The organism is Enterococcus sp. DIV1726a, from assembly GCF_051710985.1.
Classification (GTDB): domain Bacteria; phylum Bacillota; class Bacilli; order Lactobacillales; family Enterococcaceae; genus Enterococcus_B; species Enterococcus_B hirae.
The window spans coordinates 136,997-158,993 of sequence record NZ_JBIOLS010000001.1 but is presented as its reverse complement, the minus strand read 5'-3'; the positions used below and the strand labels follow the sequence as shown (position 1 = coordinate 158,993).

Here is a 21,997-nt window from a genome sequence, read left to right as displayed (position 1 = left end):
TGTGTATACAAGTTTAAAAAGAAAGGGGTTTATTCCTATGGCAAAGTACCAAGCAGATGCTGAGAAACTGTTAAAGGAAATTGGTGGAAAGGAAAATATTGCTGCAGTTAGTCATTGTGCCACTCGGATGCGCTTTGTCTTAAATGATCCAAAAAAAGCCAATGAAGAAGCAATCGAAGATATTCCTAGTGTGAAAGGGATGTTTACCAATGCTGGGCAATTCCAAGTCATTATTGGTAACGATGTTTCAACCTTTTACAACGACTTCGTTGCTGTATCAGGTGTTGAAGGCGTATCCAAGGAGCAAAGTAAAGTTGCTGCTAAACAAAATCTCCACCCTGTCCAACGAGCAATCGCTGTTTTGGCAGAAATTTTTACACCATTGATTCCAGCCATTATCGTAGGGGGACTGATTTTAGGTTTCCGGAACGTATTAGAAGGAATCCAATTTGAAAGTCTTGGTGGAACAATTGTTGAACACTCTCAATTTTGGAACGGCGTAAACGGCTTTTTATGGCTACCTGGCGAAGCAATTTTCCATTTCTTACCAGTTGGTATCACTTGGAGTATCGCGAAAAAAATGGGCACTACACAAATATTAGGAATTGTTTTAGGGATTACGTTAGTTTCACCGCAATTATTAAATGCCTATAGTGTCGCATCAACAGCTGCGGCTGATATTCCATTTTGGGATTTTGGTTTTGCTCAAGTTGATATGATTGGTTATCAGGCACAAGTCATTCCAGCAATGCTTGCTGGATTTATGTTAGCTTATCTTGAAATTTTCTTCCGTAAATATATTCCACAGTCGATTTCTATGATATTTGTTCCATTGTTCTCTCTACTCCCAACAGTCTTAGCTGCCCATGTCATCTTAGGACCTGTGGGTTGGACAATCGGTAGTTGGATCTCAAATATTGTTAATACTGGCTTGACTTCTTCAATCAGTTGGTTATTTAGTGCCGTCTTTGGTTTCTTATATGCACCTTTAGTAATCACCGGCTTACACCATATGACGAATGCCATTGATATGCAATTGATTGCCGATTTCGGCTCTACGAATCTTTGGCCAATGATTGCTTTATCAAATATCGCACAAGGTTCGGCAGTTCTTGCGATCATCTTCTTACATCGCGGAAATAAAAAAGAAGAACAAATCTCGATTCCAGCAATGATTTCTTGTTATCTAGGGGTAACTGAACCTGCAATGTTTGGGATCAATCTAAAATATGTTTACCCATTTGTTGCCGCAATGGTTGGTTCAGGTTTAGCTGGAATGTTTGCCAACTTGATGAATGTACGTGCTAATGCAATTGGTGTTGGTGGACTACCTGGTATTCTAGCCATCCAAGCAGAAACTTGGGTTCCGTTCATCATTTCTATGATCATTGCAGTTATTGTTCCATTTGGTTTAACCGTAATCTTCAGACGTCAAGGGATCTTAAATAAAATCGATCCTGCTGTACCCGTAGAAGACACAACTGGCTTACAACTACAAACAGCTGATGGAAACAACGTTTCACCACAAAAATTTGAAGCTGCCAATGCAACAGCAGTTTCTGCTCCGACAGAAGAGTTATTCGCTGTAGCAGATGGACAAATCAAGGAAATCACCGAAGTAGCAGATCCTGTTTTTGCTCAAAAAATGATGGGTGAAGGTTATGCTGTACTACCTTCCAACGAAAAAGTTTATGCTCCAGTCGCTGGTAAAGTAACAAATATTTTTGATACACAACATGCGATTGGCCTTTTAACTAATGAAGGTCTGGAAGTTCTCGTTCATATGGGTCTAGATACTGTCGAATTGAATGGGCTACCTTTTACGATCCATGTAAAAGAAGGCGATTCAGTCACGCCAAAAACACAACTAGCCGACATGGACCTCACAGCAATTGAGCAGGCTGGGAAGAAAACGGACATCTTAGTTGTATTAACAAATAATGAAAAAGTTGCTGCCTTAACATTAGATCAAACAGGTCTCGTTCGTCATAGCGAACAAATTGGAAAAGCGCAACTAAAATAAAAAATACTACTGTATAAAAATAACCTGAAAAAATTCTTCTAGTGAATTTTTTCAGGTTATTTTTCACTCTTTAAGCGTTGGTACTTTCATCAACGCTTTAGTCAGTTTGATCGTCACTATGCTTAAAAACGACAAAAAGAAATAGCCGTCACTTTAGCAGAGTATGGCTATTTCTAAACCAAAATAAAACTGTGCCACCGTCTTTCGCGGTGCTGTCTAGAGGAGTTGTTAGCGCAACTCCTCTTTCATTTTCATTATACCAATTCCTTCAGGTATCTACAACTTTCGCAAAGATAGAATTCCTCTTAAAAACCTTAACTAAAAATAACACGTTTATGTTTTAAAAAACACGTTTCTCGTGGCGCCAATATGCTACAATAAATTCGACAGTAAAGTGGATCGACGGTGGCAACTTCTCACAAAGGTGGTGGTGCTTATGGGAATAAGTACTAAAATCTATGAAAGGAGTTCACTTTTTGTCCGCATATGAGATCGTTCAAACCATACTTGGCTTTGGTACGTTCACCATCGCTTTAGTCAGTTTGATCGTCACTATGCTTAAAAACGACAAAAAGAAATAGCCGTCACTTTAACCGAAGTCTGGCTATTTCTCTTTGAAATATCTGATTAAACGGTCACCGTCTTTCGCGGTGCTGTCCAGGGGAGTTGTTGGTCGCAACTCCTCTTTCGTTTTTATTATACCAGTTACTTTAGGTATTTACAACGTTCTTAAAGATAGAATTCCTCTTAAAAAACCCTAAATAAAAATAACGTTTTTATGTTTTAAAAAACACATTTCTCGTGGCGATAATATGCTACAATAAACTCGACAGTAAAGTGGATCGACGGTGGCAACTTCTCACAAAGGTGGTGGTGCTTATGGGAATAAGTACTAAAATCTATGAAAGGAGTTCGCTTTTTGTCCGCATATGAGATCGTTCAAACCATGCTTGGCTTTGGTACTTTCACCATCGCTTTAGTCAGTTTGATCGTTACTATGCTTAAAAACGACAAAAAATAGCCGTCACTTTAGCAGGAGACTGGCTATTTTTTGTAAAATAAAAATTCGCCACCGCCTTTTGCGGTGCTGTCCAGGGGAGTTGTTGGACGCAACTCCTCTTTCGTTTTTATTATACCAATTACTTCAGGTATTTACAACTTTCGTAAAGATAGAATCCCTCTTAAAAACCCTAAATAAAAATAACGTTTTTATGTTTTAAAAAGTACGTTTTTCGTGGCGACAATGTGCTACAATAAACTCGACAGTAAAGTGGATCGACGGTGGCAACTTCTCACAAAGGTGGTGGTGCTTATGGGAATAAGTACTAAATCTATGAAAGGAGTTTGCTTTTTGTCCGCATACGAGATCGTTCAAACCATGCTTGGCTTTGGTACTTTCACCATCGCTTTAGTCAGTTTGATCGTTACTATGCTTAAAAACGACAAAAAGAAATAGCCGTCACTTTAGCGAGTATAGCTATTTCTTTTTGAACTATTAAACTAATTCGCCACCGTCTTTCGCGGTGCTGTCTAGAGGAGTTGTTGGACGCAACTCCTCTTTCGTTTTCATTATACCAATTCCTTCAGGTATTTACAACTTTCGTAAAGATAGAATTCCTCTAAAAAAACCTAAATAAAAATAACGTTTTTATGTTTTATAAAACACGTTTCTCGTGGCGATAATATGCTACAATAAACTCGACAGTAAAGTGGATCGACGGTGGCAACTTCTCACAAAGGTGGTGGTGCTTATGGGAATAAGTACTAAAATCTATGAAAGGAGTTCGCTTTTTGTCCGCATATGAGATCGTTCAAACCATACTTGGCTTTGGTACGTTCACCATCGCTTTAGTCAGTTTGATCGTCACTATGCTTAAAAACGACAAAGAATAGCCGTCACTTTAGCGGGAGACTGGCTATTCTTATTCTTTGTCGAATATTTAAATTCAACCGCCACCGTCTTTCGCGGTGCTGTCTAGAGGAGTTGTTGGTCGCAACTCCTCTTTCGTTTTGATTATACCAATCACTCATACACTTTGCAATTCTAAATATGACTGAAAGTAGTGGACACAAACTTGAACGTTCCTATCTCAATTTCTGATTTCCGTCAACTGCAGCTACATAAATTTTTTCAAACCTTGGTAAACTGCACCGATTGGAAATCCAACAATACTGTAATAGTCGCCTTGGATCTCTTTAACAAATGCACCTGCAAAGCTTTGAATACCATACGCACCTGCTTTATCCATATAATCACCGGTTGCTAAATAGGCTTCGATATCCTTAGTTGTCAAAGGATAAAAGGTCACCTTAGCTTGTGCTAAGATTTTTTCTTCTTGGTCACCTTTCGTCAGCACCACGGCTGTATATACTTCATGCGTTTTCCCACTAAGTTTTTGAAGGATAGCTTTTGCCTCTTGTTCATCCGCTGGTTTACCGATGATCTCATCATTGAAAACAACTGTCGTGTCACTTGCAATCACCAATACATCATTATCGTATTGATGTTTGACTACTTTTGCCTTTTCAGTTGCCATTCGCTCAACATAATTTTTAGGTTTTTCTTGAACAAAAGGTGTTTCATCGATATCAGCCGGATGAACATCAAATGCACTAACCAATCGCCCTAATAATTCTTTTCTTCTAGGGGACTGCGAAGCTAACACAATTTTCATCTGTTTCTTCTCCTTTTCATGAGACTCATTAATGTGGATCTTGGATGCGTTTAAACATTCTTTCCATATCTGAATTAGTAAAATGGATCAACACAGGGCGTCCATGGGGACAATTAAAAGGATTTTCACATTGGGCTAAGTCCTTCAATAAAACCCTCGCCTGAGCTTCATTCAAATAATGATTTGCCTTGATTGAACGTTTACAGCTCATCATGATTGCTGTGGCTTCTCTAAATTTCTTCACGCTAACACTACCCGTTGTTAATAACATATCGATCATTTCTCGAATAATCGCTTCTTCCTCTCCAGATGGATACCAAGTAGGATGTGCTCTGACGATAAAACTATTTTGACCGAATTCTTCTAGATAAATACCTGCTTCTTCAAGCAATTGTTTTTTCTCTTTCAGTTTCAAAGCATCACTATTGGGATAATCTAATACAAACGGCACAAGTAGTTCTTGTAGATCGTTAGAAACTTCGCCAATTTTTTCTCGAAAATATTCATACTTGATTCGTTCTTGCGCTGCATGTTGATCAATAATGTATAAGCCATCCTGACTTTGAGCAAACAAGTACGTTCCATGCATTTGTCCAAAATATTCTAATTGTGGAAAGCGTTGTGTTACCTGCTCATTTTCTAATTTCTGAATTGCTTGATCTAATGAGCGCCCATTTTGACTTAAATCAAACTCTGGATGTAGCGCTAAATCCTCACGATAAACTGTTTCTGAAGAAGTTTCTTCTTCAGCTGTTGTTTCATGCTCGTTGGAAAAGTTTTCAACAGTGGATAACTCATTTTCACTCTTATCCACTGGTTTTTCTACATAGTTATCAACAATATCACCAGAGTTATCCACTGTTTTTCTTTTGCTTTCTGGATAACTAGTAGTTTCTTCAGAAAATACAGGAGAGTTTTCAACATTATCCACAGACTTATCAACAGATTCATGCACAAACTCGCTTTGTTCTTCCGCTACAAAAAATGTTCCGGTTGTTTGATCAAAATTCAAGCTTTGCGGTTTCTTAGGTTTCGCTTCTTCAAAAGCGTAAGATAAATCAATTTCGATTTGTTCCGCTTTTGGTTGATCAGCAACCTTTTTCTTGAATCGCAAATTGTCAGCTGCACTGGGAATTAAGTTCTCCTGTACCAATGCTTTTTGAATCGCTTGAGTAATTAGCTCAGTTAATTCCTGTTCCTTCGATAAACGAACTTCTTGCTTTGTTGGATGGACGTTCACATCCACTAACAATGGATCCATTTTGATTTCCAGTACAGCGATTGGAAATCGCCCTACCATTAGTTTTGAACCATAGCCGGCTACAATTGCTTTATTCAAGGAAAAATTTTTAATAAAACGTCCATTAATGATTGTTGAAAGATAATTACGACTAGCACGAGTCACTTCAGGTAAAGAAATATAACCGAAGATTTCAAAATCTAAATCTTTCGCTTCAATCTTCAACAATTTCTTTGCTGTATTCAACCCATAGATTCCGGCAATCGTTTGTTTCAATTCGCCTTTTCCTGAAGTTGCTAACATCTTATTCCCATCATGGACTAATCGAAAAGCAATTGCCGGGTGACTTAAGGCTAAGCGATTCACAATATCACCGATATTCGCTAATTCAGTATGCAACGTTTTAACATATTTTAAGCGTGCTGGTGTATTAAAGAAAAGATTGCTGACTGTGATTTTCGTTCCTTGCCTTAAAGGAGCTGGGCGGTGTTCCATTACCGCACCTCCCTTAAGCTCTAAATAGGTTCCTTGCGTTTCTTCTTGATTGGCTGTTTCTACCGTCATCTCTGAAACAGAAGCAATACTAGGCAATGCTTCTCCTCGAAACCCAAGCGTACGAATTCGGAAAAGGTCGTCACGATTGTGGATTTTACTTGTTGCATGACGTTTAAAGGCGTTCTCAACATCTTCTGTCAAAATACCTTCTCCATTATCAATCACTTGGATCGTTTTTAATCCTGCTTCTTCAACTAAAATATCGATTTGACTACTTCCTGCATCTATGGCATTTTCCACAAGTTCTTTGACTACCGAGGCTGGACGTTCGACAACTTCACCGGCTGCGATTTGATTGGCTAAGCGTTCTGATAATTCTTGGATTTTCGCCATCATTCTACGCCTTCTTCCTATATAGTATTTATAGTTAGCTTACTCTTCTTATTTATCGTTGATTTACAGCTGTTTTTTCAATTCATAGAGTTGATTCAATGCATCCATTGGTGTCATTTCTAACAGATTCATTTGTTTCAATTTAGAAATAACTGCTGTTTCGGCATCGCTTAATTCACTGAACAAGGACAGTTGTTGCGTTTCTTCTTGTTCTATCGATACAGTATCAGTTACTGGTTGTGCTATTGCTTCAAGCGGTTCACTTGGAACAGCCACGGAATGATGGCTCACTTCTCCTGATTCTAATGTATGCAAAATATCTGCAGCTCTTGCTAATAAATTAGAAGGTAGCCCTGCAATTTTCGCTACATGGATCCCATAGCTTTTATCAGCTGGGCCATCCATCATCTTATGCAAAAATACTACTTCGCCGTCTTTTTCAACAGCTCCTACATGTACATTTTTTAATTGAGGTAATTCTTCCTCTAGTACTGTTAACTCATGGTAATGTGTAGAAAAGAGCGTTTTTGCTTGTACATGTTGATGGATATATTCAATGATCGCTTGAGCTAATGCCATTCCATCATAAGTCGCAGTTCCTCTACCTAATTCATCAAAAAGAATTAAGCTGTTTGGTGTCGCATGCCGCAACGCTTGATTGGCTTCCATCATTTCCACCATGAACGTACTTTGTCCAGCAATCAAGTCATCACTTGCACCAATCCGGGTAAAAATCCGATCAAAAATTGGTAAGATCGCTTTTTGCGCAGGGACGAAGCACCCCATTTGAGCCATTAAAACAGTTAATGCTAACTGACGCATATACGTACTTTTCCCTGACATGTTTGGTCCAGTTATCAATAAGATCATTTCATCTTCAGCCATATCCACACTATTGGGAATATATTCTTGATGTCCTAATACTTTTTCAACGACTGGGTGCCGACCTTCTTGAATCAGTAATTGGTGTCGATCCGAGACCATCTCAGGACGAACATATTGGTATCGCTCACTGATCGTAGCAAAACTTTGCAGAACATCGGCTGTACTGATTGATTTTGCTAAAATTTGTAATGGTTTGATCGCTTTTTTGACTTCTTCTCTCACTGCTAAAAACAGCTGATATTCCAAATCAACAGACTTTTCTTCTGCTTCTAAAATTTGCGTCTCTAACTCTTTTAATTCTGGTGTGATAAAACGCTCTGCATTGGCCAATGTTTGTTTACGTTCGTATTTTTCCAGTTCAACATTTGCCAGATTCGCTTTGGTGATTTCGATATAATAACCAAATACACGATTAAAGCCAACTTTTAAATTTTTAATCCCAGTCTGCTGACGTTCTCTTGCTTCTAACTCTGCTAGCCACTGCTTCCCATTAGTCATCGCAGAACGGTACGTATCTAACTGATCATTAAAACCATCTTTAATGATATTCCCCTCAGTAATTTGTAGGGGCGGGTCTTCTTGAATTGCTTGATCAATCAAATGAACCAGATCATCCATCGGTTGCATTTCCTTCAATAAGTCAGTCCACTGACCTTGATCGATCCCTTCGATCAGTTGACGAATCAGCGGTACTTGTTCTAAAGAAGTCTTTAATTGAATCAAGTCACGCCCATTGACATTTCCAAAAGCCACTCTTCCTGCTAGGCGTTCTAAATCATAAACCTTCGTCAATGCACTTTGTAGATCAAGTCGTTCAAAATAGCTATTCAAAAGAGAAGCTACCATTTCTTGTCGTGCCTTGATTTGATTGAGTTGAATCAGCGGACGGTCAAGCCATTGTTTCAGTAAACGCCCGCCCATAGCTGTTTTCGTTTCATCTAGCAACCATAAAAGCGTGCCGTGTTTTTTTCCTGTACGTATGGACTGGCTTAGTTCGAGGTTAAACTTAGAATAGTAATCCATTTTCAAATAGTGATCCGGTTGATACTCGATCGCTTTTTGGATATGCGCAAGACTTCTTTTTTGTGTCACTGCTAAATAAGTAAGTAATTTTCCGGTCACTTCTTTTTCAAGTGGATCGGATAGCTCACTGGTTAAGAAATTAAACTCTGCATTTTCTTCACTTGTTTCTTGTTTTGAGAAAACTAATCCTAATCGATTCTTTAATTGCTCAGCAAGTTTTTCACTAATTTCATTTCCTAAAACAAGTTCTTTTGTTTGCAAAGCCGTCGTTTCGTTCAGTACAGCTTCTTCATCAAACAAATGAGCAGTTTTTAACTCCCCTGTGCTTAAATCAGCGTAGGCAAATCCAAATTCGTTGCCTTGGCTAACAATTGCTGTCAAAAAATTATTGTCTTTAGCAGATAGTCCCTTACTATCCATGACTGTTCCAGGTGTTACTAATTGAATCACTTCACGTTTAACCATCCCTTTGGTGGTCTTAGGATCTTCTACTTGTTCACAAATAGCCACTTTATAGCCTTTTTCAATTAAAATATCAATATAGCCTTGTGCTGCATGATGGGGTACCCCACACATTGGGATTGGTTCGTCTGCATTACGATTCCTGCTGGTTAATGTTAACTCTAAAATTTGAGACGCATTGATGGCATCTTCATAAAATAATTCATAAAAATCACCTAAACGATAGAACAAAAAAGCATCTTGGTATTGGGCCTTGATGCTTAAATATTGTTCCATCATTGGAGTATTCTTAGTTTTTTGAGGCATTGTCTTCCTCCTCTATCCAATTATTGATTTCATCTTGCAGCATTTTCGTCAAATGATGCAATAAATCATTTGCTTCAAGCAATTGTTTCCGATAAGCTACTACGATCGGATGTTGATCAAATTGTTTCGTCAATTGTTCAACCCGACCATTCGCTTCTTTTTCTGCTATTCTTTTCCCATAATAAGCATAGTTTGCTGCTTCTTTTTGTGCAGATTTGATATCTTCCGTTAACTTTTCTAAATAGGAACTAGTTTGTACTTTTCGCTCTAGTTCGTGGTAGCGGATGATTGTTTCATGTTCACTTAAAAGTTGAGCTAATTTATCCGCTTCTCGTTGAATATTCGGCTCTTTATGCAAAAGATGTCTCACTTTCTATTCTAAAAATGGACGGTCCTCGTTGATCTGGATTAATTGGATGGTTTTCGCTTTACCAGTTGCATCGTCAAATTCCAGTAAACAGCCACTCAAAATACCTCGTCCTCGTTCAACGACTTCAAAACGTTTCGGCAAAGCTGTTAAAAATTTTTCGATAACTGGTTCTCGGCGCATACCTAAAATTCCGTCATAAGGACCTGTCATACCTACATCAGTTAAATAGGCAGTTCCCTGCGGTAGAATCCGTGCATCATTGGTTTGTACATGCGTATGGGTCCCAATGACCGCTGAGACTTTTCCATCTAAGAACCATCCCATGGCTTGTTTCTCACTTGTCGTTTCTCCATGAAAATCAACGAAAATGATTGGCGTTCTTTTTTTTGCTTCGGCGATCAAGCGATCCATCTTGCGGAATGGATCATCTAAGTCGACCATAAAAGAACGTGCTTGCATGTTGATTACAGCTAGTTCTACTTGATTGACTTTCACGAATACCATTCCTTGACCTGGCGTTCCTTCAGGAAAGTTTGCTGGACGAACGATTTTTTTTGCTTGATCGATAAATTCAAAAATATCTCGGTTGTCCCAAGTATGATTGCCCATCGTGACAACATCTACACCGTCTTGTAAAAACTTTTTATAAATTTTTTCAGTTATTCCTCTTCCAGAAGCTGCATTTTCTCCATTTACAATTGTGACCTGTGGTTGATATTTCTTTTTTAAACGAGGAAGATAGGTTGTAATCATATCTCTTCCCATTGAACCTACTACATCACCAATAAATAAAACCCGCACACGTTTTCCTCTTCTCTTTTAACATCATTCTATATTATAGTTGTTTTTTTGTAGAAAGAAAAGGGCAGAAAAATCCTCTGCGTAACCCTCATCTGAAACTACTAAAAAACTAGCTGAAGTCAGTCTCCAACTAGTTCTTTTTACTATCCTAGATTATACTTGTTTATTTAAATCATGGAAAGTTGCTTCAATGCTTTCCAAATTCCATCTTCATCATTTGTATCAGTAACCAACTTCGCTTCTGCTTGTACCTCTGGAACTGCATTTCCCATTGCAACACCAATGCCTGACATACGCAGCATCTCCCGGTCATTTTGGCCATCACCAAAACTAATGATATCTTCTTGCGCAATTCCGACTTGTTCTGCTAGGTGTAAAATCGTGGCTGCTTTTGAACCGTCATGTGGAACAACATCCACACTTTTTTCATGCCAACGAACAAATCGAATCTTATCGTAACTAGAAAAATGATGATCGTAATTCTGATCAAAAAATGCTAAAGCTTGATAGATATCTTGTTCTTCCACAAAGTACTGATCAAGTTCAGGTAAAACAGCACCAAAAGAATGCATTGCCTCTTCCATCATTCCCACATGATTGGAAGAATAACGTTTGATATTATCTAGACTCACAAAAGCAGTATCGATATTTTTATCTTGTGCTTCTTTGACAAAATTGTCTAATTGTTCACGGTCAAGCAAATTTTTATAAACTTGTTCATGATCTAAAAATCCAGCAGCGCCATTACATAAGATATAATTTGTAAATGCTAGATCTCGGATAACCTCTTGCGCATGGAAACGACTACGCCCAGTAGCAATCGTTACCAAATGTCCTGCTTTACGTAACTTATCCAAGGCTTCTCTTGTGCTGTCTAATGCTTGTTTATTTGTGTCCAGTAGCGTCCCATCAATATCAAAAGCAAATAATTTACGTTTCATTTTTTTAGTCGACTCACTTTCTTATAAATACTTGCTTGCTTCTCTTCTTGTCAAAGCAGACCATTCTTTTGTCAATTGTTCTTTTACCCAAGAAACATTTGTCTTGCTGTAATCGCGCAATGCCCACCCAATCGCCTTTTGAATAAAAAATTCCTTTGAGAAGCGATCTTCAGTAATCACTCGATCCAACAACAGCTGATTGGTAGCTTCTTTAAATCCTAACTGTAACGTAATTGCTATTCGCCGAAGCCAAAAATCTTCTTTTTTTTCAAACAAAAGAGAAACCGTCTCTAATTGTTCCATATGAAGTTTACACCATGTAGCATAAACTTTCCGCCAAGCATCAATCGTATCCCACCATGCTTTTTCCGGTACCAATACAGACAATTCGACCAACTCATCCAATGATAAACGTCTGATGTTTTGTTGAATCAAATCAATCGCCAGGTACTGATACTCCCGTTCTTTTTTTTCATAATAATAGAAAACAAGGAAAAAAAGGTCTGGAACATCAAGCACTTTGCTTTCACGCAAAAGTGTTTGTTGCAATTTCCAACGTTCTGGTTTGGGCACACCTGCAAATGAGAACTGATTTCTCATATACATTTCCATTGGATGTGCTTTTTCTTCATTTTTTTGAAAAACTAAAAGTTCCAAGACAGTCCTCCTTGAAAAATCAAGCCCGTATCTTAGGTGACAGCTGAAAAATCACTGTCACTACCTTTTAGTGGCTCTGTAGGTTGAAAATAGGCTGTGCTTACACAAGCATGATCCTTCATTTATTTCTTTTTAAGATTGGTACGTTTATTTTTCATGCTTTTAAAAGATACCCTCTTATTTTATAGAGTGAAACAAGGTTTGTAAAGCGTTTTTAAAGAGAAACGTACTTGACAGTTTCACCTTGTTTCCCTTATACTGGACTTTGTGTAAAATAATGCAGCGGAAAAATAATAATTTCGTCCCTAGTTCATTGCCCCGATTCGGGTTCAATTGCGTAACCGCGGCTGCAAAGGTGAAGATTGAAGAATGGACTACACGATTATGAATTTTTTATCGGATTATTTTACTCCAAAAACTAAATTTATTTTATTGGAGGAAATTTTAATGTCTCGTTATACAGGACCATCATGGAAAATTTCTCGTCGTCTAGGTATTTCATTATCAGGCACAGGAAAAGAATTAGCACGTCGCCCTTACGCTCCAGGTCAACATGGACCAAACAGCCGTGGCAAACAATCAGAATACGGTATGCAATTAACTGAAAAACAAAAACTACGTCACATGTACGGAATGAACGAACGTCAATTCCGTAACTTGTTCGTTAAAGCTAGCAAAATCAAAGAAGGTAAACACGGGGTTAACTTCATGATCTTACTAGAACAACGTTTAGACAATGTTGTTTATCGTCTAGGTCTTGCAACTACTCGTCGTCAAGCTCGCCAATTAGTTAACCATGGTCATGTGATGGTTGATGGCAAACGCGTTGATATCCCTTCATACCACGTTGAAGTTGGTCAAGTGATCTCAGTTCGTGAAAAATCACAAAACATGACAACAATCAAAGAAGCTGTTGAAGCAACTGTTGGTCGTCCAGCATTCGTAAGCTTCGATGCTGAAAAATTGGAAGGTTCATTAACTCGTTTACCAGAACGTGACGAACTATATCCAGAAATCGACGAAGCTCTTGTCGTTGAATACTACAACCAAAGCCTATAATTTTCAAAGCTTTGGCTTACAAGCCCACTATCTATTCGATAGTTGGGCTTTTTTTATGTAGATTTCCCTCTCTCTTTTCTAGCTCTCTTCTTTATTTGAATTTGATTCGCCCGTGTAACTCTCCTAGAATCATATGTTGAGACTTGCCAAAAAGTTCAAAATGAAACAATGTTTAACTGAACATATAACCTATCCTCAAAGGAAGATAGACTAATATTTTGAAGGAATACTTCGTTTATTTAAAAAATATACTTTACAAAAAATAATTTTTCTTATACAATTTCGTTAACTTAGAAAATAAAAATGGTTAACAAAGGAGAACTTATGACAAAATCACTCAAAGAACTCATTCTTGCTGCAGAATTTGCAGCGATCATTGCCGTTCTTTCACAATTCACTTTCCCTCTAGGTCTAATTCCTTTGACTGGACAGACTTTTGCCATTGGTTTAACTGCTACTTTCCTTGGTAAGAGAACAGGAACTGTCTCCGTCTTGATCTATCTTTTATTAGGTCTTATTGGGTTACCTGTTTTCTCGGGGATGTCTGGAGGGATTGGTGTATTATTCGGTCCTACCGGTGGCTATCTAGTTGGTTTTATCCTCCAGTCTTGGCTAATTGGATTTATCATGGAGAAAGTCGGTTCTCGCTATCCTCTGACAATATCCGCAAACTTAGTTGGTTCAGCAGCCGCATTATGCTGTGGCATGCTTTGGTTAATGATCAGTAGCAGTCTTTCTCTTCACACTGCATTTTTAAGTGGATTTCTTCCTTTTATAATCCCTGAAGCAATCAAATCGATTGCTGCCGCTTCGGTAGGTCTGTTTCTAAAAAAACGTTTGTCTCGACTTCAGTTGTTTAGTATGGATAAATAACTAGACAAAACAACTACTACGTTGTATTCCTTTACGAAAAATTTTTTAAAATAAAATCGTCACTGATTCAAACTGATTGTGGCATTACCTAAATTCCTTGAATTGTTGATAAATAAAAAAAGCTTACAATCGTAAGCTTTCAGACTATAGACAAAGTACTTATTTATAGTGCTTTGTCTTTTTTATACGTTAAAACAGAACGATAAATTGGAGCTGTACCTGATGCTTTCAAAACAAAGTAAGTTTAAAGAGCTCTATAAAAAAAGAGAAGAAACGATTGAACGAATATTCAGCACCACAAAAGAAACTCATGGGTTACGTTATACCAATCAAATAGGAATTGTAAAAATGCACATGAAAATCGGGCTTACTTTTGCTTGTCTAAATATGAAAAAGCTAAATCAAAAAATATCAAGCGAAAAAAGAGTATTTTTCTAAAGAAAAGAAGACAAACCTTATTTTTACATAAGGATTGTCTTCAATCTGATATAAATTATATTTTGTAAAAATTTCTGATTCTTAATTCTTAATACGTTGCTATACAGTTGATTCGTGAACACCATGTACATTAGGATACTATCAGTAGCATTGAACTAACAGATCACTACTTTAAATTTTGGAAGGATCTATCGCCAGAAAAAAACGCCTCCAACATAAAATTAGAGACGTTTAAGCATTCTTTGTAGTAACTAAATAATTGTTGCCCCTTACCAAGCGGCAACTATATTTCCAAATCAACGTATTTATTTCTATATCATGAAAGAAAGCTCATCAATAGCAGTACACCTATTGTTATTACTAACTCCATAATATTTTCAATCCATACTGGAAAGAATAATCCTTTGTAAGGTGACCGAAAAAGGGATCGATATTTTTGGGGGATAGTGAAACTCAGTACACTAGATAGTGCCCATAGAAACGAAGCGAATGATGCATGGTGTTTCATAGCTAAAAAAAGACTTAGAGCTAAGAGAATAAATTGACAAATTCTTAGAAAACCCAGGGATTTCATCTCCCACCTCCTCATGTACTAAATACAATCTCTATACTCATTTATTATATCAATAAATTTAACAGAGATTGTATTTTAGTTTAAATGATCAATTTACCAACGGTTATCATATTTAGAAGACCATCTTGATTCAGTAAGTGTAATCCGAGCAGTACCGGTATTTCCATGGTTGTCAATTTTATCTCTGCAATCTTTTGAGTAAAGGGTAAGCTTACCCATTGCTATACCTGCTAAAAGAGCTGCAGCTCCAATAACTACTGATCCAGCAGAAGTACTAAATTTAGCTAAAGCCGTAGCAAGGCTACCGGTTCCTGCAGCAGCAACATACATACCATTATAAGCGGTACGAGCAGTTTGTTTGCCCGAAGCTGTATTATAATATACATTCCAGCCACCATTTTGTATACGTTGACCTAACCCAGCAGCGAAGGCTTCTGCTCCCTCATATTTGTTAAGTATATATTGTGCCGTGCTTTCAGGATTGGCCTTCGAAGCTACTTGATATTGAGGTGTACCTAGTTCCTGTTCTAATGCGACCCATTTCGCATTTTTCACCACTTCTATTGAAGTTGCTTCTGGCACAGCAATTTCATCAGCTGCTACTACTATTGATGCCGTGGGAGAAAATATACCTAAACATAAAAGAATTGCGAAAAATAAAGCATAAATACTTTTAGAGGACCTACCAATTTCTTTTTTCATTTGGTCTTCTCCATTCATTTATTTTATTGCAAACGTTTACAATACAATGATAACCCCTAATGGAAATTCATACATTATATTATCCAAAAAGAATGATGATAAAACGGTGTCGTTATAATAACGTTTTTTTAAATAATAAAATATTTTTTAAACACCAAAAAGCTGAAAAAACAGCATTCATACAAATTATATATTTATAAAAAAACAAATATTATTTAAACTATTTGTTTTATAGCTTGATAATCTTCTGGATATAACCCATATTTAGCATACTTGTGTGATTCCTACAGCAGTCCTCATATACAACTATTTTAGTTTTCTTTTTTATAAAAAGCTTGCAGTGTCCATCAAAACAATACTCTTGATCTTGAAATTCGATCTAAGCGTTATAAACTTCGTTTTGCTGAAATTGTCCGATACAATAAATTACTTCCTTATAATCAAGTGCAAATTTTATACCTTCTTCAAAACAACTATTAGGTTGCAGCCATTTTTTGATTTTTTTCTGATATACTTCAGGAATAGGTCTTTCAATTTTTTTCAAACGTTCCTTCTTTTTTTAACAAGCTATACCGATTTTTATAAGAAATTTTAAGTATCTCTGCTTCTAATCTTTTGTATTCAAGTTATTCATACTTGCTTCAGCCGCAGTCATCAAAACTTCATCTTGTAAATCATATTTTTTATTTGACATAGCCTTCCCCTTCTGAACACTATATAAGATATAAATAATTAATTATATTTTGTCATTTTTCTTTTTAATCGACACAAATCTCAATACGATAAATGGCAATAAGAAAAAGAAAGGCTCTGTTTATAACCCATCTCAGACTATAGACAAAGTACTTATTTATAGTGCTTTGTCTTTTTTATACGTTAAAACAGAACGATAAATTGGAGCTGTACCCGATGCTTTCAAAACAAAGTAAGTTTAAAGATCTCTATAAAAAAGAGAAGAAACGATTGAGCAAATATTCAGCACCACAAAAGAATTTCATGGGTTACGTTATACCAATCAAATAGGAATTGTAAAAATGCACATGAAAATCGGGCTTACTTTTGCTTGTCTAAATATGAAAAAGCTAAATCAAAAAATATCAAGCGAAAAAAGAGTATTTTTCTAAAGAAAAGAAGACAAATTTTTCTTTTGTTTTTGAAAATAGACATATAAAAAAGAGGTTGAGACAAAAGTGTTCAGCATCAAGAAATAAGAAGGAATTTCCGAAAATTGCTTCTCAAATTTTTGGTAAATTTCGGCTTATTTCCGAAGATGCTACTTTTGTCTCACCGTTTATTCGTTTTTAGAGATACTAGAAGAGACTGAGACAACTTTTGTCCCAGTCCCTTCAATCTGAAAGCTTTCAATTTTAAGTTTTTTTATCTTCTATTTTTAGCCTTAGCTAAATCGTCGTTTATTTTTTTAGATCTACTTTTTGTCCGACCCAATAAATGATGACTCCTCCCACTAGCATGGAAGCTAGCTCACCCAAAGCAACAGTTCCCCAAGTGAAGAAAAAGGGTAATTGATAGAATAGCTTCAATTGTCCAGCAACTGTAAACATAGAAAATGCAAAGACCAAAGCTGTAATCACCATTTTTATTTTCATGTTTCTTACTCGTTTTGTTATCTCATAGTTAATCAATAAGACGAGTAAGGTGCTGATACTACCAACTACTACATCAATCCATCCCAATGGAGAGGAAAGATTGGCTAAAGCAACACCTAGCGTGATAGCCAAAATATACTTTTTATTATAGAGCGACAAATAATTGAACATTTCGGAAAGACGTATTTGAATGGCACCAAAACTGATAACTGACAACACGAATGTAACTGCCACATATAAGCCTGTTACAAGTGCCATTCGAGCAATTTCTGCTGTGGCAAAACGATTAGTAGAACGAATTTTCTTTTGATCCATATTCTTTCTCCTTTACAAGGTCGTGATACAATCGATCATCCTTGTGGTCAAAAATGCCACAAAAGATCTCGTCTCTCTCAACTCTTGGTAATAACTACGACCAAAGGATGGGAATTGACTTCCAACTGAAGTGCCGTAGTGCGAATAAATTCGCTAATCATAGCTTATCTGAAAACAATAAAAAAGACAAAATCATTTTAATAACCAACCACCGTCGATTGGAATGATCGTCCCTTGGATATAGCTTGCTTGAGGGGTCGCCAAGAACAACGTTAATTCAGCAACTTCCTCTGGTTGCGCCCACCGTTTAACAGGTGTTTCATTCGCCACCCATTCTGCCATCTCACCATTTCCTGCAAAATCAGCTGCATTCATAGGTGTTTGAATTGCTCCTGGCGCAATCCCTTTGATACGAATACCTTGAGAAGCATAATCTAATGCTAATTGTTTCGTAAAACCAACGATCGCATGCTTTGCGCTGGTATAGGCAATCCCGCCACCACCACCGACAAAGCCAGCAATTGATGCCATATTGATGATTGTCCCTGTTTCTTCCTCAAGCATGTCTGGAAGGATCAAGTGCGTCAGCTGAAACATACTCTTGACATTAACAGCAAACACTCGATCCCATAAAGCTTCATCTGTTTCCAACAATGGCTGGTACTCATCTAAAATTCCTGCTGTATTCAGCAAGATCGCAACTTTTCCAAACGTTTCATGACACTGTTCAATCGCCTTTTTTAATAATGAGTAATCCGTGATATCACCTAAAAAATAAGCAAAGGTTTCAGAAAATTGCTGGGATAGATCGTCCATTCGGCCTAATTGCTGATCAAAACCAAACACCCGCGAACCTTGTTCTAAAAAGGCTTTAGCTTGTGCCTGTCCGATACCTGAAGCTGCTCCAGTGACAAAAACAACTTTCTCTGTTAGATCACTGTATCTATTTTTCATTCCACAATGATCCAATCTTCAGCTAAAATGTCACAGACTGTAGGCGCAAAACTGGAAAATCCTTCGTCACTTGTTTTGATTAAAAAGTAAGGGGTAACGGGACAACCGTCAAATTCTTCTCCTGAAACAAGAACGACATACAATTCAAAACCACTCCAACCTTTTCGAATTACTTTATTCCCTTTTTTTAATGCTGGTAAAATTTCTTCAAATGTCATTTATTTCGTTCCTTTCTTTGTCTTTTCGGTCTTGGATCAACACAAATTTTTGGTACAATTGGATATAATCGTTTAACTGTAACTCTCCAGTCACGATAAAGTATTCTAAATCAGACCATGGCTTACGATGCACTTTGCTCGTTGAAAGTAATAAATCAACTTCTCGTCCCCGATAATCTGTTGGTAAAAATTTCAAACAATAAACATTTCGAAAAAAACGATGTAAGTCTTCTATTAACAACTGCTCTTCAAACAGAGGGAAATCTGTCATCAAAAGAATCGTGATCTGCGGTAACTTTGGTGTAAATGCACCCATTGTCTTTAAAACCGTTAAATACCGCCCCATCAAAAAAGACGTATTTTGAAATGCTAGCTGATCCACTTTTTGCTCGGTCTCAAAAAACAAATCGAGCCACTGGACAATTTCACTATTTTCGATCATCAAATGATTTATAAAGTCACTGTCGTTCCCATCAATGGTTTCCTTAGCTTCTGGAAAAAGATAGGCAAATAAATGACTACTAAAAAGATAGGTTTCAGCTTCTTTTGTTAAGGGTTCTTCTGACAATCCTTGTTCCACTTGATAGAGAGCTAATGCTTCTTTTGCTTCATAAAGTGCATGGTAGGGTGGTGTTTGTCTCCTTCGATGGAAAGCAAACATTTCTTCTCGGATGTCTTCATCCGTATAGTACTCTTCTCGTGTCATCAAAACTAAAAATAACGCACCTAATTCTTCTTCATTTTGAAAATAGTTAGGAAACACTGGTTGCATCCAATGACAAAATTTTTGAAACATAGGATTATCAGTAATCAGTTGTCGCTTTCGTTCGTTTAACGATACGTAATGCTTCTGAGATTTACGCAAGAAGAAAGCTCCTAACATATACTCTAGTCTTCTTTTTTTGATCTCATTAAGGCGAACATTGAAAAAAGCCATGATTTGTTCAGCAATTTTTTTCACATCTAATTGTGAAATCGTTACAAAAGGCCAAATTTTCCCACGAAACAACTGCCAAAACGTCATGTGAAGGTAAAGCCGGATGATTTCTTCTTCTCCTTGCACCACATAAGTTCCACGTTGTAAATAAATCCCGTAATTTTTTAATTGTTCTCTCCACTCGTTGATCTTTCGACGCGCAGTTGATTCGCTGATATATTGTTTTTGAGCAAATTGATAGATCGTATGAAACTCTTCAAAAAAAATATCGTGCAATAGCTGGTATTTCAGCGTACTTTGCACGAGAAAAATCAAAAAACGCTCATGTTCGATAGAATCAAGCGTATCATAAAAGGAATAGCCAGAACGAGGGGTTTTCATAAACAATGTTTGAGAGCTCTCGTTGAACTGATGGTAATTTTTTGTTAATTCGTTTAAGTACTTAGCGACACTTCTTGCATCTAATTGGACTGTTTGTGCCAGTTCAGCAATCGTGTGCCACTGATGATCCTCGAAATTTTCCAGCAGGAGAATTTTATAATAAAGGTCTTTATCAAATCGTTTTAAATATTCAGATGACAAATACAACTTTTACCACTCCTTTATGCTAGAACGTTTTTTTCATTGTAGCATAAATCCTGGGAAACAACATCAAAACAGGTTAGTAAAAAACTGAAATAATAATGGTAATAAAAAGACGGTCAGCATGCCATTGACGCCAATGGCTAAGCCTGAAATGATCCCTTCGATCTCACCCAATTCGATTGCCTTTGCTGTACCAATCGCATGAGAGGTACTTCCTAACGCAACCCCCTTAGCAATCGGACTGCTGATCTTAAAAAGACGAAAGATATGAGTAGCGATCAACGACCCAAAGATACCAGTAGAAACAACAATTGCAAGCGTGACCGCATTGATTCCTCCCATCGTATGAGAAAGATCAACAGATATCGCTGTTGTCACTGATTTAGGTAGCAGAGAAATGACCATCGCTTTTTTTAATGTAAATAAATAGCCAATACCCACACTGACTAAGCAATTAGCTACGATCCCCGCTAAAATTGCCGCAATGACTGGGAAAAAATTTTCTTTTAACAAATGAAAATTTTTATATAAAGGAATAGCTAATGCAACTGTTGCTGGCGTGATCATCATGGTCAAAAAATTCCCACCCACATTATAATCCTGGTAACTGATTCCAGAAAAATGAAGAAAAAGAATGATCACTAAAATAGACAATACTAACGGATTGATAATCGGCAATTTATACTTGCGTAAAAATTTATCTGATAATACGTAGACACCTAACGTTAAGCTTAATCCAAATAATGGGTTACGAATAAATTCAGTCAATTTGTTGCTCCTTCCTTTTGATTTTCTGCAACTTTTGGCTACTTGTTTGTTTCAATTGAACAGATTGTAACATTTTTTCTACTACTTCTGCCGTTTTGCCTGCTACGACCATCGTTACGATCGAACAGATCACTACCGCACCTAATAAAATAGGCCAAATTGTCGCAATATCACCAAAATAGTCAAGTAAACCTACCCCTGCCGGGACGAATAAAATCGTTAAATTATTTAATAAAAAATCACCTGTTCCTCCTAAATGCTCAGGCTTTACTAGTCGCATCTCAAAAGCTAGGAACAAAAATAAGATACCTAGGATACTTCCAGGAATTGGTAAATGGAACAATACACGAGTTCCTTCACCTAAAACTGAGAAAAAGAGGATAATAAAAAATTCTTGAAAAAATTTCATCTATGAAACACTCCTTATTGTTAGCTTTCATTTTACTAACAATATTTTTCTGAAATTTTCAAATTGTGCTGTTTCTAAAGTACAATATTTGAAAAATATAATCGTTTTTTTTTGGTATATTTATAATTAAGGTTGGTGTTTTGTGGGAAAGTTCCATACGTTGTTTTGGAAGTTGGTCAGATTTCTTTTATACATAGAAATCATTTTTTTATCTGCACTTATTTATGACCAATAAAAACGTCGGATGCGAAGCACTACACCTATTGTGTTGTTGTTTCTTTTTTTTT

20 protein-coding genes and 4 pseudogenes are annotated in these 21,997 nt (G+C 36.9%); 9 read left to right on the top strand and 15 right to left on the bottom strand.

Going from position 1 to position 21,997, the window contains the following annotated elements:
- Positions 1-37 precede the first annotated feature (37 nt).
- The 5 genes and pseudogenes from treP to IGJ27_RS00770 all read left to right on the top strand — a co-directional run bounded on the left by treP (position 38) and on the right by IGJ27_RS00770 (position 3,916).
- A complete protein-coding gene (gene treP, locus IGJ27_RS00790; RefSeq protein ID WP_034698684.1) occupies positions 38-2,023 on the top strand; it encodes a PTS system trehalose-specific EIIBC component in 1,986 nt (661 codons plus the stop codon).
- Between the two features lie 436 nt (positions 2,024-2,459).
- Positions 2,460-2,604: pseudogene (pepG1, locus tag IGJ27_RS00785) on the top strand (type I toxin-antitoxin system toxin PepG1).
- A gap of 320 nt (positions 2,605-2,924) precedes the next feature.
- Complete coding sequence (locus IGJ27_RS00780; RefSeq protein WP_080704594.1) at positions 2,925-3,044, top strand: putative holin-like toxin; 120 nt, start codon at positions 2,925-2,927, stop codon at positions 3,042-3,044.
- Positions 3,045-3,356: 312 nt separating this feature from the next.
- Entirely contained in the window at positions 3,357-3,479 is a 123-nt protein-coding gene (locus IGJ27_RS00775) for a putative holin-like toxin (protein ID WP_161306430.1), read from the top strand.
- A gap of 295 nt (positions 3,480-3,774) precedes the next feature.
- Positions 3,775-3,916: pseudogene (locus tag IGJ27_RS00770) on the top strand (putative holin-like toxin).
- A 224-nt stretch (positions 3,917-4,140) separates the two neighbouring features.
- On the opposite strand, the gene IGJ27_RS00765 reads toward IGJ27_RS00770, so the two are convergent.
- From IGJ27_RS00765 to IGJ27_RS00735, 7 genes are all read right to left on the bottom strand, one after another.
- The gene (locus IGJ27_RS00765) at positions 4,141-4,698 is read right to left on the bottom strand and encodes a Maf family protein (protein WP_010736833.1); all 558 of its coding nucleotides are present in this window, start codon (positions 4,696-4,698) and stop codon (positions 4,141-4,143) included.
- A 28-nt stretch (positions 4,699-4,726) separates the two neighbouring features.
- The gene (gene mutL, locus IGJ27_RS00760) at positions 4,727-6,826 is read right to left on the bottom strand and encodes a DNA mismatch repair endonuclease MutL (RefSeq protein WP_438791710.1); all 2,100 of its coding nucleotides are present in this window, start codon (positions 6,824-6,826) and stop codon (positions 4,727-4,729) included.
- Between the two features lie 63 nt (positions 6,827-6,889).
- The gene (gene mutS / locus IGJ27_RS00755) at positions 6,890-9,502 is read right to left on the bottom strand and encodes a DNA mismatch repair protein MutS (protein ID WP_096708589.1); all 2,613 of its coding nucleotides are present in this window, start codon (positions 9,500-9,502) and stop codon (positions 6,890-6,892) included.
- Positions 9,486-9,860, bottom strand: coding sequence for a YlbF family regulator (locus IGJ27_RS00750; protein WP_010736830.1), 375 nt, complete (start codon positions 9,858-9,860; stop codon positions 9,486-9,488). Before IGJ27_RS00750 ends, mutS begins: the two co-directional genes overlap by 17 nt.
- Positions 9,861-9,875: 15 nt before the next feature.
- Positions 9,876-10,673 carry a TIGR00282 family metallophosphoesterase gene (locus IGJ27_RS00745; RefSeq protein ID WP_010720381.1) on the bottom strand — a complete coding sequence of 266 codons (798 nt, stop codon included), beginning with the start codon at positions 10,671-10,673 and terminating at the stop codon, positions 9,876-9,878.
- A 167-nt stretch (positions 10,674-10,840) separates the two neighbouring features.
- Positions 10,841-11,614, bottom strand: coding sequence for a Cof-type HAD-IIB family hydrolase (locus IGJ27_RS00740; RefSeq protein WP_010720382.1), 774 nt, complete (start codon positions 11,612-11,614; stop codon positions 10,841-10,843).
- 21 nt (positions 11,615-11,635) lie between these two features.
- The gene (locus tag IGJ27_RS00735) at positions 11,636-12,271 is read right to left on the bottom strand and encodes a DNA alkylation repair protein (RefSeq protein WP_178306261.1); all 636 of its coding nucleotides are present in this window, start codon (positions 12,269-12,271) and stop codon (positions 11,636-11,638) included.
- Between the two features lie 447 nt (positions 12,272-12,718).
- On the opposite strand from IGJ27_RS00735, the gene rpsD reads away from it, so the two are divergent.
- The 3 genes and pseudogenes from rpsD to IGJ27_RS00720 form a co-directional block, all read left to right on the top strand.
- On the top strand, positions 12,719-13,330 hold the full coding sequence (gene rpsD / locus IGJ27_RS00730; protein WP_010720384.1) for a 30S ribosomal protein S4: 612 nt from the start codon (positions 12,719-12,721) through the stop codon (positions 13,328-13,330).
- Positions 13,331-13,654: 324 nt separating this feature from the next.
- Positions 13,655-14,203, top strand: a complete 549-nt coding sequence (locus IGJ27_RS00725; RefSeq protein WP_010736828.1) for a biotin transporter BioY — start codon at positions 13,655-13,657, stop codon at positions 14,201-14,203.
- A gap of 243 nt (positions 14,204-14,446) precedes the next feature.
- Positions 14,447-14,602, top strand: a pseudogene (locus tag IGJ27_RS00720) (transposase); the annotation flags it as partial.
- 706 nt (positions 14,603-15,308) lie between these two features.
- On the opposite strand, the gene IGJ27_RS00715 reads toward IGJ27_RS00720, so the two are convergent.
- Positions 15,309-15,917, bottom strand: a complete 609-nt coding sequence (locus IGJ27_RS00715; RefSeq protein WP_178305707.1) for a hypothetical protein — start codon at positions 15,915-15,917, stop codon at positions 15,309-15,311.
- 379 nt (positions 15,918-16,296) lie between these two features.
- The gene (locus IGJ27_RS00710) at positions 16,297-16,461 is read right to left on the bottom strand and encodes a hypothetical protein (protein ID WP_193796983.1); all 165 of its coding nucleotides are present in this window, start codon (positions 16,459-16,461) and stop codon (positions 16,297-16,299) included.
- Between the two features lie 403 nt (positions 16,462-16,864).
- Between IGJ27_RS00710 and IGJ27_RS00705 the strand changes: the two are divergent.
- Positions 16,865-17,002: pseudogene (locus IGJ27_RS00705) on the top strand (transposase); the annotation flags it as partial.
- A 327-nt stretch (positions 17,003-17,329) separates the two neighbouring features.
- On the opposite strand, the gene IGJ27_RS00700 reads toward IGJ27_RS00705, so the two are convergent.
- The 6 genes from IGJ27_RS00700 to IGJ27_RS00675 form a co-directional block, all read right to left on the bottom strand.
- Entirely contained in the window at positions 17,330-17,839 is a 510-nt protein-coding gene (locus tag IGJ27_RS00700) for a QueT transporter family protein (protein WP_161652142.1), read from the bottom strand.
- Between the two features lie 192 nt (positions 17,840-18,031).
- Entirely contained in the window at positions 18,032-18,793 is a 762-nt protein-coding gene (locus IGJ27_RS00695; protein WP_161652143.1) for a 3-oxoacyl-ACP reductase, read from the bottom strand.
- Positions 18,790-19,011, bottom strand: a complete 222-nt coding sequence (locus tag IGJ27_RS00690) for a DUF2829 domain-containing protein (protein WP_010720389.1) — start codon at positions 19,009-19,011, stop codon at positions 18,790-18,792. The genes IGJ27_RS00695 and IGJ27_RS00690 overlap by 4 nt, the downstream gene beginning before the upstream one ends.
- Positions 19,001-20,536: a helix-turn-helix domain-containing protein gene (locus IGJ27_RS00685; RefSeq protein ID WP_178306262.1), complete on the bottom strand. Its 1,536-nt coding sequence runs from the start codon at positions 20,534-20,536 to the stop codon at positions 19,001-19,003. The genes IGJ27_RS00690 and IGJ27_RS00685 overlap by 11 nt, the downstream gene beginning before the upstream one ends.
- A 63-nt stretch (positions 20,537-20,599) precedes the next feature.
- A complete protein-coding gene (locus IGJ27_RS00680; RefSeq protein ID WP_010720391.1) occupies positions 20,600-21,301 on the bottom strand; it encodes an LrgB family protein in 702 nt (233 codons plus the stop codon).
- The gene (locus IGJ27_RS00675) at positions 21,294-21,710 is read right to left on the bottom strand and encodes a CidA/LrgA family protein (RefSeq protein ID WP_010720392.1); all 417 of its coding nucleotides are present in this window, start codon (positions 21,708-21,710) and stop codon (positions 21,294-21,296) included. The genes IGJ27_RS00680 and IGJ27_RS00675 overlap by 8 nt, the downstream gene beginning before the upstream one ends.
- Between the last annotated feature and the right edge of the window lie 287 nt (positions 21,711-21,997).